The organism is Pseudahrensia aquimaris (assembly GCF_042676045.1).
GTDB lineage: Bacteria > Pseudomonadota > Alphaproteobacteria > Rhizobiales > Rhizobiaceae > Pseudahrensia > Pseudahrensia aquimaris.
Map to the genome: position 1 here is coordinate 1 of NZ_JBHTJV010000006.1, position 16,247 is coordinate 16,247.

The following is a 16,247-nucleotide window of genomic DNA, read 5'->3' on the forward strand; positions in this document are numbered from 1 at the left end:
TGACCGTCGCGGACGTGAACGAAGCGCCTGTTGCGGCTGACTACGTGGCATCGGCTGCGATTCCAGAAGACAGCCCGTCCTTCACCAACAATCTGATCACGCCCGGCCCCATGCCGATCATCTCTGTTGCTGATCTGGTGAGTGACGTTGATGGTGACACGTTTGGTGCCAGCTCCTTCAGCTTCGACAGCGCCACGCTCAACGGTATGCCTGTTGGCGGTCTGGGTGATGTTGGCATCACCTATGCAGCAAACGGCGATTTCACCATTGATGCCGCCGGCACGACCGCGTTCCAGGCTCTGGCCGATGGCGAGAGTGCAACGGTTGTGGTCTCGTTCACGGTCACCGATGCGGGTGGTTTGAGCGATACGGGCACGGCGACGTTCACGGTAACGGGTGCCAATGACGCGCCTATGGTCTCACCTGTCACGTTGACCAATGTGGCGGAAGACACGGTTGTTGTGATCACGGCGGCACAATTGCTTGCCGGTTCCAGTGACACCGATGCGACTGACATTCTGTCGGTTGCCGATGTAATGGCGACGAACAACGNGATGTCGTCGACGACAGCGGCACGACCAACAACACAACAGCCAACACCGCAACCTTTGACGTGAATCCGGTCAACGACGCGCCTGTTGCTGGGGACGACACGCTCAGCGCCATAGAAGACGATGCGACAAACGCCGTCACTGGCAATGTGCTGGCAAATGACAGCGATGTTGATGATGTATCGCCGTCCTTCTTTGTAACCACCTTCACAGCAAATGGTTCGACCGTTGCGGCAGGTGGAGACATCACGCTTTCAAACGGCGCAGTACTTTCCGTTGCTGCTAGCGGGTCTGTGACGCTGACGCAAAACGGGGCGTTCAACGCGCTGGAACAGAGCGCAACAAGCGAAGTTGCCTTTGCGTACACGGTGACAGACACTGATGGTGCAACGGATACGGCAGCCGCAATCATCACTCTGTCGGGCGTCAACGACACGCCGATCGCCAACGTCGATTTCGCAACGCTTGATCTTGCAACTATGACCTCCGGCACAGTCGCCTTGGATCTGCTCGGCAACGATACCGACCCCGATGTTGGCGACAGCGTTTCGCTTTCCACGATCAACGGTACGGACGTGACAACCGCAACAACAGGCACTCCGGCAGTTATCACGCTGGCCTCCGGCGCTATGGTTTCGTATGATGGCACGACCGTCACATATGATGCCGGTTCGGCGCATACGGGTCTGAGCAGCGGTGAATTGTTCCTCGACGAGATCGCTTACGGCATCAAAGACGAGAACGGCCTGACGGCAACCTCGACGGCCTATGTCGCTGTGACAGGCGCAAACGATGTGCCAACGCTTGACCTGGATACAGATTCGGGAGAAGCGGCAGCCGATGCAAACTATATCGGTGCGGAACGCCACGATCTCGATATTGGCGGCACCGAAGACGAGCAAGCTGAAGCGGCAGCGTCCGCAGCGGCTGGCGCGGCGGGTACGGCGTCTTCCGGCGTGCAAATCAATGACGGCCCAACGAATATTGCCGACCTTGATGGCGCAACGGACACGGTCTCCGAACTCAAAGCCAGTGTTAAGGACGTTGTAACAGGCGATAACGGCATGGGCGGCTTGAAAGGCCGTATCGATCTCACCGCCGCTGGCTGGTCTCTGGCCACGTCGCTTGGACTCGTGATTACGGACGGTGCTGCTGCCTCAGTGGTGGCTGCTGATGGCGGTGCGGAATCGCTGCTCCTGGCTGCCGGCACGCTTGGTGATATCACCCAGGCACAAGCCAACGCCCTGTTGGACGAAATGCGTTTCGTAAACACCGAAGCAACCTTCGCAATGGACACCGAAGCCCGTATTATCGATGTGGTTGTTAGAGACACTGGTGGCCTGACAGCGACAGCGACGGCAACCGTTCCTGTAATCGCCAATGTAACTGACACAACCGGTGTGGGCGCGTTCAGCGGCACACGTTTCGACGACACAATTACTGGCGTTTCAACAGCAGGCACGCTTTCGGGCCTTGCTGGCGACGATATGATTCAAGGCGGTTCTGCGGCTGAAACCATCCAGGGCGGCGATGGTGTCGATACGCTTAAAGGTGGCGGCGATGCCGACATGATTACCGGCGGCAAGGGCGATGACCTTATTGACGGTGAAGCCGGTGCCGACACGGTGATCTGGAGCGTTGGCGATGGTGATGACGATGTGACCGATACCGGCACGGACACCGGAACGGACACACTCGCCCTTTACGGCGATGGCTCCGTCCAGACTTTCACTCTGACGACTGGGAATGTCGAGGTTGAGACCGCGGAATCACCGGCAACCACGGAGTCAGTTGACTATTCGGGCATCGAAACCGTGGAAACGCTGGGTGCTGGTGACAACGATGTTTTCAATGTGGACAACATAGACGCTGGAGTAGCGATTTCTGTCTACGGCAATGTTGGAACCGATGAGCTTGATACATCCACTTTGTTTGATGATATCACGGTCGATCTTGCGGCAGGCACATTTGGCCTCAGCACCGCTGCAACCGACAACCAAGTGACCACTGTTGAAAACGTCACCACAGGCGACGGGACAGACGACATTACCGGTGATGGTGTAGCAAATGAGCTGACGTCCGGAGGCGGCTTCGACCAGATTGCGGGCGCTGGCGGCGCAGATACGATTGACGGGGGCGACACGAACGAGACTTACACAGCAGCAACAGGCGAAGGCGATGTGGCTGAATACACGGGCACACTCACCGCAGCCATGATTACTGAAAACGTTGCGGGCGGCTGGACTGTGGTGGCAGGTGCCACCGAAGGCACTGACACGCTTTCCGGTATTGAAATTGTCGACCACGCCGGTGGCCGCTTCCTGCTGGTCGGCTCGGGTGGCTTTGACACAATCCAGGATGCCGTTGATGAAGCGGTCGATGGCGACGTGGTTATCGTGGGTGATGGCACCTACAACGAAAACGTCAGCATTCCGGTCGGCATTGAGCTTCGAGCCGCTGATGATGGAACTGGCACGGGCTATGAGACAGTAACAATCGACTCGATCACCATCGTGGACGGTGCGCTTGATGCCTCCACAGATGCCGTCACCATTCGTGGTGTAGCTGTAACCTCGACGTCAGCTGCAAACGCTAGTGGCATCACCTTCGTTGATAACACCGACAGTTCCGTTTCCGAGGGCGATCTCTTTGTCATCGACACAAATGTAACGGGCTTTGATGCTGCCGGTCTTTCGGTTGGAACAACGGGTGTGGGCGCAGAACCACTCACCAGCATTGATGTTTTTGTTACCAACTCAACATTCACGGATAACGGCTCAAATGATGTTGGCGAATTGGGCGTGACACCACCTGTTGCTGGCTCGCAGGCCAACAACGGCAGTAACGGCATTAATCTGTTCAACTTTGGTGGAGCCGCCACGTTGAAAGATGTGACGGTTACGCATTTCGACGATAACCTCGATGCGACTGGCTTCAACGATCAGGGCTTGCCTCCTTACGGCATCCAGATCGCGGGCTTCACAGGCAGCAATGCTGATGTTGGCACTGTCGCTCAACCCATCGGTGAAATCCTGTTTGATGGGGTTACTGTCACTGGCGACTATGACAAAGGTCTGGTCGTTATTCAGGGCTATAACGCGTTTGACAAGCTCAGCTTCAGTGGCGGCGATGGCAATGGCCTTATTTTAGGTGATGACGCAACCACATCTGGTGGCGCAGCACTGCAAATTGCAGCCGATGTTGCGGGCACCTTTACTCCAGGTGCCACGACGTCTGCCATTGACCTGACAGGGGTTACCGTTGTTGATGGCACGTATTCTGGCTTCGGTCTTGGCGCACCTATCTTCGTCGATGCTGCACCAGGGGCACTGATCGGCGATACGGTCACAGGATCAGATAACGACACGAATGGCCTAGTGGAAGTGATCAACACTGGCGCAGGCGATGACATAATCAACGCAGGCGCAGGCGCTGACTTCATCATCGCTGGTGGCGGTATGGATAAGATCGATGGTGAAGGCGGCAACGACACGATCCTGACCTTCGTCAGCGATGGCGCCGATACGATTTCAGGCGGCAGCAATGGCGGCACGGTGGATACTCCCGGCGACACACTGATCGTCTCTAACGTGTTCCCTGTTGGCCCTACCGCCAACACGCTCTCTACCCAATTTGGTGTAATAGAAGATGACGGAAATGGCGTCGATGTTACAAACACGATCTTCGCGACAGAGAAAGACGATGTGGATGGTGTTGAAAACATCTCCTTTATTCTCGGCAATGGCGGCGACACGGTCACGCTGACGGGCGATCTGGCCAGCGAAAGCGTCAACACAGTGACGGTCGGTGCTGACCCGCAAGGCGGCCTTGGCACAAATGGTGGCGACACTGTCAACGCTTCCGCAATGACCGGCACGACCACGGTATCCTTCACGTCAGGCGATGGCGATGACACATTCATCGTCAACGATGGTGCTGCGGATAACGTGTTTGTTGCTGGCGACAACGGCCAGACAAACGGCGATACCCTCGATTTCTCTGCATATACTACGGGCGTAATGGTCAATCTCAGCGGCCCGCAAACTGCCACAGGCTTCATGACGGTTTCCGGTGTTGAAAACATCGTGGCGACCAATCAAGCCGACATGCTGACAGGCGATGCCACAGATAACATTCTCGAAGGCGGCGGTGGATTTGACGTCCTAGAAGGCGGAGACGGAAACGATGTTCTGGATGGTGGCGACACGAGCGAGACCTATACAGTAGCAGCAACTGGCGAAGGCGATGTGGCTGAATACACTGGCACACTCACCGCAGCGATGATCACCGAAAACGGTGCGGGTGGCTGGACTGTGGCGGCAGGCGCCTCTGAAGGCACCGACACGCTTTCCGGCATTGAAATCGTCGACCACGCCGGAGGTCGCTTCCTGCTCGTTGGCAACGGCGGGTTTGATACAATCCAGGCTGCGGTAGATGAGGCGGCCGATGGCGACGTCGTGATTGTCGCTGGTGATACCTACAACGAAAACGTCAGCATTCCAGTGTCCATCGAGTTGCGTGCAGCCGACGACGGAACTGGCAGCGGCTATGAAACTGTCACGATTGACTCGATTACCATCATTGATGGTGCGCTCGATGCCTCGACAGATGCGGTTACCATTCGCGGCGTAGCGGTTACTTCGGCTACTGGGTCGAACAACAACGGCATCAGCTTTGTCGATAAGACGGACGGTACAGGCTCAGATGCTCCGGCAGAAGGCACCCTGTCGATCATCGATACTAACGTGTCTGACTTCGCAGCTGCTGGCCTTGGTGTTTCCACCACGGGTGCAGCGGCAACTCGGCCATTGACGGAAGTAAATGTGGTAATCACTGCTTCCACGTTCGATAACAATGGCACTAACAATGCCAACGGCTCCAACGATATCAACCTGTACAATTTTGGTGGCGATGCAACGTTCACCGACGTCGATATCACCAATGTGGGAGATCGTCCGTCCAACACTACAGAAAGTAGTTTCGGTGGGACGAACTACCCGCCATACGCAATCCAGATTGCTGGTTGGACCGGTGGTAATGCTAACGATACGGGCAGCACGGTTGATAAACCAATCGGAGCAGTGACTTTCGACGGGGTCGATATCACGGGCGATTATTCAAACGGCGTGGTGATCATTCAAGGCTATACAGCCTTTGATCGCTTGTCATTTACGGACGCGCCCACCACCCAATCCGGCACGACGAGCGGTCTGAATATCATCGACAGCACGTCATATGGTGTTGGCCTGCAAATTGATGCCGATGTCGCTAACGTCTTTGCACCGGACACCATGCCGGTGTCCTCGTCGGTCAATCTTACTGGTGTGACAATTTTCGGCGTCGGCAGCGATCTGCTTGGTTTCGGTTCTGGCGCAGAAGTGCTGGTGAACGGCGTTCCAAGCGATACGGTAAAGAATACAATCGTCGGGACCGATAATGCGAATGGTCCACTTGACGAAATTATCAATGGCGGCGACGCGGGTGATGACATATCTTCCGGTGCTGGCAACGATCTGATTTCCGGCGGACTCGGTGATGATAAAATCGATGGCGGTGCAGATGTTGATACTGCGTTGTTCTCTGGCTCTATAGACGGCTACGACTTCACCTTCACAGCGGCGGCAGGTAGCAGCCCGGCTACCATTACCGTCGAGGATACTGAACCTACCATGTCATTGGATGATGGGATGGATACGCTCTCAAATGTGGAGCTCATCCGCTTTGGCAACAACAATGCCAACCCGTTTGATGACACATTTGCCGCCATCGTGGACAGTGACGGCGAATTTGGCACATTTACTCAAATCGATACCGCGATCGCTGCTGCGGCTCCGGGTGATACAATCTTCGTCATCGGTCGCACTGCCGCCTATGATGAAGCGCTTACCATTGATAAGGGCATCACGCTTGTTGGTGTTGATCTTGGCAATGGCGAAGGCGCTCCACGCATTGAAGCCGGCACTTCTAACGCATTTGAATTTGCGACAGTTGGTGGCGATGTTAGCATTGACGGTTTCATCATTGATGGTAACGGGGCAGGTGCCACGCTTACCAACAACCGGGCGTTCAATCTTGAACCGACGGATGATATTGGCACACTGTCGATTACCAACTCCACGATCCGAGACTTTGGCGATCACGCTGTTTTCGCAACTGATGGAGCATTGCCTTCAGGTCGTCCGGTTGACACCCTAGTTCTCAAAACCGTTATCATGTCCAACAATGGCTCCACAGGTGCTAATGGTGGTCACGTCAAACTCTTTGGTTTCGATGCAGATGCAACATTCAAAGATGTAACCATTAATGGCTCACCTTTAGGTTCATCCGATGGTACTCGGCCTAACAACGCTATCGAGATAAACGTTAGTCTTGCTGGCCCTGGTTCTGCCAATCCGGCTCCGGCCAACAGTGCAAATATCGGCACGGTAACGTTCGATAATGTGACCGTTACAGGTTCCTTCGACAAAAACCCCATCGCTCTGTTCAATATGACGGAGATTGATGGTCTGGTAATCAGTGGATCGGCCTCCAACCCCGGTCTTGATCTATCGGGTGCAGAGAGCAGCTGGGCGCTGTTCAATATCGACGGTGTTGAAGACGCAACCATTGATGCCTCAGCCTATGACATCACCTTCCCATCCGCAGGCACGGCACCGATCGCGGCGGAGATTCAGGGTGAAAAGGCCAACCAGGATGCCACCGATCAAACGATCACCGGCACCGCAGCGAATGATTCCATTCACGGCAAAATCGGCGCTGATACGCTGATTGGCATGGGCGGCGATGACCGACTCTACGCTAGCAACAAGAACTCTGATGTCGATCTGTCAAACGATACGTTGGAAGGGGGGAGTGGAGATGACTATTTAGACGGCGATGGCGATATCGTTGCGGCCAACAATGCTGTTGTCGAAGGTGACGTCGCTGTTTACGTGGGTGGTACGGGTACGAGCGACGAAATCACCGTTGCAAATGTCTCGGTGGTAAGTAACGGCACGGACCCAAGCAATGGGTCTCCATTCAGCGGTTTTGTGGTCGACGCCACGGGCTTGGCTTTAAATCAGGGCACGGATACTCTGAACGAAATCGAGATGATCGAAACACGCGATGCGTCCGATAACCTCGTTTCGCGTATTCTTCTCGTCGGCAATGGCGGCTTTGACACCATTCAGTCGGCAATCGACGAAGCTGCAGCTGGAGATACCATTTTGGTGGCCCCCGGAACCTATGCCGAAAGCCTGATGGTTGATGAGAGCGTTACCATCGTTGGTATTGCAGATGTTTCGGGCAACAAACCGTTGATCGAACCTACATCTGGAGAGGCGGTCAACGTAACGGCTGTCGATGTAACCATCGACAGGTTCCGGATTGAAGACGGCGCAGCGCTGGCTTCGAACCAGAACCTGATAGATGTCGATGCAACTGGTTTCACTCTGATCAATTCAAATGTCTCGGTCGGCCTAACAGCCGGAGGACAGGTGCGAACGGCGGTGCGGATCGACGCGGACGGTGGTTCTGTCATTGACAGCATGATTACCCAGGAGCTTGGCAGCGCAATTCCATCGGGTGCGGTTTCATCGCTGGGTTCCGGAGGCGTGCGCTTCAACGGTGTTGTTGAAAGTGCAACCATGACCGGAACAGTAGTTGAAAACGGTAAGGTTGGAATTTCCGGCGACGCAGCAATTGCCGACGACGCAACGATCACGTTTACCGGTAATACGATCACGACATCGTCGGCCTACCAAGCAGCGACACAGAGCAATGCTGACATGGTGTTTATCTCGTTGCCAGCAGCAAGTACCTCGGACGACATCGCCCTTGATGTTTCCGGCAACACGTTCAACACGGGTGGTCCAGGCCTCCTGATCCTCGATACGGCCGGTGCCAACGACTACGGTAACGACTTTACCGACGTCAACGATACGATCGTGGGTCGTGATGGCGCCGATACTATCGCTGGTGGTGCGGGTGACGACCGCCTTACCGGCGGCGAAGGCAATGATACAATTGACGGCGGTGCCGACGATGCCACCATCGGCGGCGGTAACGATGTTGCAGTCTTTGCTGGCAAGATCGCAGACAGCAGCTTCGATTTCTCGGTCCCGACTGAAGTCTCGGTAATGGATATGGATGGTGATCCTGCGGCCGCCGGAGACGAAGGCACGGACACACTAACCAATATTGAGGAACTCCAGTTCGCGGACGGCTCGGTCTTCTTCGTCGGTCTCGGCGCATCGTCCTTCACCACCATTCAGGAAGCTATCGATGCCGCTGATGCGGGTGATGTGATCTATGTGGGTGAAGGCGTGAATGGCGGTGTCTACAACGAAGACCTGACGATCTCCGAAGGCATATCGCTCATCGGTATCGGCAATGTCTCCGTCAACGGCACTGCGTCAGCTTCCGTCGCGATCTCAATTGAGGGCGGAACGGCAGCGGACGAGTTGTTGATCCAGAACATCTCGGTCGTAGCCACCGCGATGGCTGGCAATGGCATCGACGTCATCAACGCCGCAACCTACGACTCGATCACCCTTCAGGATGTGGACATTTCGGGCGGTCGTCGCGGCTTCAACATCGAAGGCGCAACGGTTGATGCAGTGAGCATTCTAGGGTCCGCGGGAGATCGTGCAACGATCTCAGGCTTCGGCGCAGTTCCCCTCTTCTCGGGAGTGGGTATCAACGTGTCTAACTTCGACGGTGCGCTTGTCATCCGCGATGTGGACGTCGAAAATCCGGCCAACAGCGGTGCCGATGCTAACCAAGGCATTAATATAGTCGGTACGGGAGCAGGCAGCACCTCCGAAAGCATTGTCATTGAAAACGTGACCGTGACTGGCAGTGTTCAAAAAGGTCTTCTGGCAATTCAGGACTATGAAGACGTTAACACACCCGCGCTGACGAATATTATATTGAACGGTAGTACGCTGAACACAGGCGCGGACTTCGCACCGCTATACATCAACGGAATTGGTGGGGACATTGACCTCTCCGACATCATAGTGAACGGCACTAGCCCGGGTGGAGACGCCGTTGGCTTTGCATCCACATCAAACCTGATTGCGACGGGCGATACTTTGAGGGGCACACAACAGGATGATCTCATCTTCGACGGCCCTCCAGGACTGGGCGACGACCTGATTGAAACCTTCGGCGGGGATGACACAGTCTATCTGCTCGGTGGAACGGATACGGTCAATCTGGGTGCTGATGACGACACGCTCATCACAGGCCCTAGCACCTTCGGCGATGTCACGCTGGATGGCGGCACAGGCAGTGACGCCATCAACCTTCTCAATCTGGACCCAGTTGGCGCACCAAGCATTGACGGAACCAGCTTCACGATCACTGATACTGAAGATGACAGTGCCACGAGTGTTGACGGTGCCAACTCCACCACTGACGTTGAAATCACAACCGACATTTCGCTTTCATTGGGAACGCTCAACGCAACCAATGTCACAATGGACAACGTCGAGGACATCAACATTCAAATGGGCAATGGCGGTGACACGGTCACTGTGAACGATCTCTCCGGAACATCTGTGACCGGCATAGATGTTGATGGTGGTACCGGTAACGATGAGGTCGATGCTGACGCCGTGTTGGTGGGCACTGATCCCGTTGATATCGAGTTTGACGGTGAAGCTGGTAACGACACCTTCCGTGGTGGCGCGGGTAACGATACGTTCAATGGCGGTGCAGGGGAAGACCTAGCAATCATCTTGACCGACGGCGGCACTGACACGCTCGACGGCGGTGCGCAGACAACCGCGGATGAGTTGAACTTGCTCGGATTTGCCGGAGTCGATCGGGTTGAAGCCACAACGGCGGCTGTATTGTCGTCCGATCGCGGCAACACGGGCACCTTCTCTGCCAACGCAACGGTCACGGATTTCGAAGTTGTCGAGATTGAGCTTGGCGCAGGCGACGATATTGCTGATCTAAGTCTATTCCAGAAAGGCGTCATCATTCGCGGCGATCAAGACGACGATACGATCACAGGTTCCATATTTGCCGATGACATTATCGGTGGAACTGGTGATGACCTCATTGAAGGTAACGTTGGCAATGACGATATCGACGGTGGCGACGGCAACGATACTATTAATTGGGATAAGGGTGACGGCATTGATCGGGTGGTTGGTAACTCCAACACCGGTGGCGGCAAGGATGTTCTCAATTTCAACGGCGACCTTACTGCTGATGTTGATGAGACTGTTACCTTCGGTAAGCCTGGTGCTCTGCAAATGCCGAATACCGGCACCAATGGCGGCAGCATCACTATGGGCGGCGAAGGTGTCGAATTCTCTACTGTTGAGGAGATCAACCTTGATGTGGCTGAGGGCGACGACACCGTTGCATTCGACACCATCATCGATGCCGCTGCGACAGAGATCACGATAGACCTCGGTGAAACCGATCAGGGAACAATCACCATGACGGGTGGAATTCCATCCATCACGACTGGCGATACGCTGACATTCAGCAACCTGAACCAAGGAATGTCTGATCCGGCCGTCGGTGCGGTGGTCAGCCTGAATGCCGGTACGTTCAGAGGTGATGCTCAAACGGCAACCCACATCATCCTTACAGATGCCAACGACAGTTCCGTTGAGAATGTGGTTGGCTCCGACTATGCGGATGACATCACGGGCGACAATGAAGTCAACCTGATCGACGGTGGCGCCGGTGATGATTTGATGTCCGGCTTGTCCGGAAGTGATGTTCTGCTCGGCGGACTGGGCGATGATACGATCTTCGGCGGCGTTGGCGACGATCACATTATCGGTGGCAAAGGGCTCGACACACTTTCGGGTGGTTCAGGCGAGGATCTGTTCTACTTCCTGGGCACTGAAGGTTTCGTAATGGACCAGACGGCCATCAATGGAACGGCCTACGTTGATGTACATACCGATATCATCAACGCATTCTCCGTCGCCGGCCCGGCAGGCACTACCGACAAGTTGGTGATTGACGATACAGGCGATTTCGCCGGTATCTCCTTGGATGCGGGTGCTCTTTCGTCTGGATCTGTTGTGTTTGCAGATATTGATGTGGCACTGAACAACTACAACTATGGTGGCTTCGAACCGGGGCAGGCGAGCTTCATCGTCGACTCGGTTACAGGTGTCGGCGAGAACCAAAGCATCTGGTACGATGCTGGTGGCGATGGTCTTGCAGACTTCAAGTTTGCTGAATTTGGCGTCGGTTCCAATCTGGCTGGCTTTAATGAGGATGACTTCATCATCATCTAGGTCGCGTTGGCTGACTGAACTGCGATTGACGAATAACCGGCCAGAGAGGGGACACCCGATCTGGCCGGTTTCTTTTTGCCGTAAGGCTTGGTTGCCTTATTCAAACTGGGAGGTTGGGCGGCGCAAGCCTGCCGAACTAAAAGCGTGCAGGATCCACTTTGCGTGAGGTGGTTTCTCCGGCATCGGCGGTATCGAGAAATAGTCGCTGCAATTGCGGATTTGTCTTCAGGTGCTCCGCAAACAAATCCATGCCGTGACGGGTCAGGTGAAATTGATCCCAGAACAGTGGCTCCGCCCTATTGTTATTTCTCCATTGGAAGCACCGATCCTCTGGGCAGAAAACTTGGTCTATCACGATAAATTTGGCGCCAGCACGCATTGCTATTTTGCTGGCTACATCGCTGATCGCGGAAATATCGAAAGCGATTGTTAGCCTGTCGGTGCGTGGAATATAATCCTCCAGTGATTGTTGGCGAGGCATATTGGCAATGCGATAGTCTAGCGGCTGCCGCCAAACCGGCGCTGTTCCCAGAAGGAAGGTGTTGTTCACACGGTCAGAAAGAGCAGCAATGGACGCTTCAATGTCTGTCCAAAGCATCTTCTGATAGCGGAAGGAAAGAATAATCGCCTCCAGTGGCACCTGTTTACGAAACGCATCGACAGTTCCAAGCAAATCGACAAAGCACTTCCTTCTCCCATAGGTAATCTCACCGGGAGGGCAACTAGACTGGTGCAGCATGACAAATGAGATCGTAGGGTAGGCGCGTTTCAAAGAATGCCACGTATCGCGGCCAAAACTGTCACCAATAACCAACACCGTGCGAGATCCGGACTGACCAGTCAGGCAATTCACCAATTCGTCTTGGGGTGGAGCAAAATCGTAGCTGCATGTGTAGCCCGTATGGATGGCTGGATCGAAAGCGCCTTGTCGTCCGTCAAAGTTCAAATTCTTTGTTTCAAAATAATGTTGCCGTTCACGCTCCAGCGTAAGCAGCACCGTGCCCTTTGGCCCATAAACAGCCTCCAAACGCATGCGGTTCAACGAGTCCACCAAGCCTGTCGAAGCGAGAGCTGCAAAGACAGCAACGCTGCCAGCAAACAGACCTGCCATGTGAACGCCTTTTGGCAGGATGGCCTTGCGGCGGATTGGGTTTTCGATCGTGAAATAGGAAAGAATGGCAAGAGCGAGCGACAGTCCCATTGCCGCGATGAGGGGCCATGGGCCGCCATATTTCGCCCAATGGGGGAAAGCCATAGGCAGAAAGACCAAAATCGGCCAATGCCAAAGATAAAGACCATAAGAAACGCGACCCAAAGCAACCATAGGCCGGCTGGAGAGCAGCGCAGCGAAAGGATCGCGTGCGTTCGACGAGGCCAGAATGACGAACACCGTGCCTAACACGGGCAGCAAGGGTGCAACGCTCGTTGCGGCGGTGCCTTTGTCGAAGGCAAACACGGCAATGGCGATCATCGTCAGACCCAAACCGCGCAAAGCAAACGCAACGTCTCGGCGTTCAACAGTGCGGGGCATGCAAGCCACTATTGCTCCCGCCATCAACTCCCATATCCGCACAGCGCTGTTGTAGAAGGCGTGATCGGGCAACCCGTTCCAAACCAGCCAGCAGGCTCCGGCGAGTGATGCTGCCGCGATAAGCGATAGTGCCCACAGCAAACCACGCGTTCTTACGCGAGCGAGCAAAACCAGAAGCAGGATCGGGAAGACGAGATAGAATTGTTCCTCAACCGCCAAAGACCACATGTGTAACAGCGGTTTGCTGCCTGCAGGCCCGTCAAAATAGCCGACATGGGCGAGAAAAAACCAATTGGCAAATCCAAGAATGCTGGCCAGCAGACTGCCGGCGAACTCGCTAAAGGCCGATGGCATCAAGAACAGGTTGGCGCAAACCCAAGAGAAAACGGCCACTGGAACGAAGGCTGGCAGCAACCGCCGGATACGGCGCTCGTAGAAATTGGAAAAGCTGAAATTGCCCGCCCGCATTTCCGATAGCAGAAGGCCTGTAATGAGATAGCCGGAGATTACGAAAAAGACGTCTACGCCAACATAACCACCCGAAAATGCGCCGTAGCCAGCATGGAACAGCACGACGGGAACAATTGCGACAGCGCGTAGTCCATCAATATCAGCGCGATAGTTCATCGAACTCGTTCCCCCCGGAACAACGTTATGCCGCGCTGGTTTTAACCAGGCCGTCGATCAGAAATCTTGATACTCGAACACAGCCACAGGCTGACCGTAGAGCATGGCAAACAGGAACACGACGATGAACACAAGCGCTGTCCATGAGATAATTCTTGAGGCGGTCATGGCATCAAACCCTTCTCGCGCAATTGCTTGGCAACCTCAGCCGCAATAAGTTCGTATCCGAGTTTGCTTGGATGCCGAATATCATTGTAAACCTCCTCATCCGTGTCGTTGAAGAGCTGGCTCACGTCTAAGCAATAGTCGACCGTCTCGCAAAATCTGCGAGCGTTTTCATAGAAGTCGCGGACACTCTCGTAGTAGGCGCTGTTTCTTGCGGTGTATCCAAAGACCTTCTTGGCATTTGGATAGGAATCTCCGCCGATAAGCGGCTGCAGAACACTTACGTAGCGAGTGCCTTGCGAGCGCGCTATGGCATCCATCATCGTCACGTTTGCGCGCCAGTTTTCAAATTTGCTGCGGTCATATCTATGACCGAGATATATATTTCTTTTCGCAAAAGGGCGGGTGTTGCCATCACGCGACAAGGCGAGTGCACCCAGGACATTTGGAAACCAACCAGATGCCCACCATTGAGAACGTTCTGCCTCTGCTCGAGCTTGCTGAATTTGATAAAGGGTGGAAAATGGCGAACGGTCCACTCGGTTTAATTCGTTGGAGCCGTGAAGGGACACTACGAGATCCGGTTTGATAGGAACCACGTCTCGAATAAACTTTAGTAGATCTTGGTTCGAGCCGAAGCCTCCGACCGCCCCGTTCCAGATGCCGCAGTTTCCAGTCTTTCTGCAGTGATTGTAGAGGAACAAGGACCAAGGCGGTTCCTTCCTTCGGACTGCAAGATATGGGTCTGAAGTGGAGCCACCCAACACGACGATCTTGAAATAGTCGCCCTGCTTTGGGCGGTGAACGCCAAAGCCCGGGGTAATCGATACACCATAGGCCTTTGTGTCGTAGTCCATTACCCTTGGATGGGCAAAGCCAAGATTGGGATCAATGCCTTCCAATACAAACCGAGTGCCGCGCCGTTTTAACTCGCCCGACTCATAAAACGGCGTGAACGCATAATCCGAGCGCTTGGCCTTCAGATAGACATAACTCGCCAATTCGCTGACAACGACGACACCAGCCACGCAAGCGGCTATCACGCCCGCCTTGCGGAAAAACGGAGTGACTTCGTCAACCTGACTTTCTGCAGTGTCGCCCGTTGCATAGGAGGGCCGACGATCAATGAACACGGTTTCAATCAACGTGTGGAACAGCCACGAAAACAACACAACAAGCCCTGTCGCCAAAATGAGCGTTGGCACGAGTGAAAGTCCCAGCTTGTGGACTGCATAGGCGATTGGCAGATGGAACAGATAAACAGGATAGGAAATCGCGCCCAGGAAGTTGCTGACCCGCGCGGCTAAACCATTCGCAAAAAACGGATTTGTGAGAAACGTGAGGTGGACCACGCTGAGTGAGAATATGCTCAAGCCATAAATGGCCAGCAACATAAACAGATCGCCCGCGCCACCCAAATTGGCTTTGAAGCCCCAAAGGAGCGCCAAAACCAAGCCAACGCTGCCGAACGTAAACAGGCTGGTGATCGCAACGGAACGAGTGATCCGCTGATGCCAGATGAACAGCAGGAAGCCAAACGCGATCGCGTCGAGGCGGTAGATCGTGGCGCGGCGCACGGAAATCGTCCAATCGTCATCGATCACCATTCCGATTGATTTGACGAAAAACAGCACGATCACAGCACTGACAAAGATGGTCGCCAGCCGACTGTTTCTAAACACAAAGACCAGAAGCGCTACGCCGACATAATACCATTCCTCAACCGCGAGGCTCCATGAAATGGCAAAGAAGTCGTTGGTTGGAACGCTCACAAGCGTATCGAGAAACAGCAGCTTCTTTATGAAATCGACGGAGAACAGGTTCGACGTCAGCAGAGCAATCAAGAACAGTGCAATCGCATAGGGCGTTATCGTTCGCACCCACCGCCGCAAAAAGAAAACCCACAAATTGTAGTTGGTCGCGTTGTTGTGGAGTTTGATGACTTGCGGAGCCAGCACAAAACCCGACAGCGCAAAGAATATCTCCACCGCGATGATCGACACGCTCTCCCACACAACGGCGTGGCCGAACAGCAGGATGATGTGCGGAACAGCAACGCCCAGCGCAGCCAGGCCGCGCAGCATGTCGAATGACACTATTCTAGGAATTGCAGGG

The 16,247-nt window shown here is 54.6% G+C and carries 4 protein-coding genes; 2 read left to right on the forward strand and 2 right to left on the reverse strand.

Translation table 11 applies throughout. From position 1 onward, the window contains the following. The first annotated feature begins 206 nt into the window (after positions 1–206). Positions 207–617, forward strand: coding sequence for a cadherin-like domain-containing protein (locus ACFQ14_RS08575; protein WP_449301302.1), 411 nt, complete (start codon positions 207–209; stop codon positions 615–617). Beyond that, positions 614–11,809: an Ig-like domain-containing protein gene (locus ACFQ14_RS08580; protein ID WP_377212323.1), complete on the forward strand. Its 11,196-nt coding sequence runs from the start codon at positions 614–616 to the stop codon at positions 11,807–11,809. The genes ACFQ14_RS08575 and ACFQ14_RS08580 overlap by 4 nt, the downstream gene beginning before the upstream one ends. Positions 11,810–11,945: 136 nt before the next feature. On the opposite strand, the gene ACFQ14_RS08585 is transcribed toward ACFQ14_RS08580, so the two are convergent. Next, positions 11,946–13,967: an acyltransferase family protein gene (locus ACFQ14_RS08585; RefSeq protein WP_377212324.1), complete on the reverse strand. Its 2,022-nt coding sequence runs from the start codon at positions 13,965–13,967 to the stop codon at positions 11,946–11,948. A 164-nt stretch (positions 13,968–14,131) separates the two neighbouring features. Then, entirely contained in the window at positions 14,132–16,216 is a 2,085-nt protein-coding gene (locus ACFQ14_RS08590; RefSeq protein ID WP_377212325.1) for an acyltransferase family protein, read from the reverse strand. Positions 16,217–16,247: the final 31 nt, after the last annotated feature.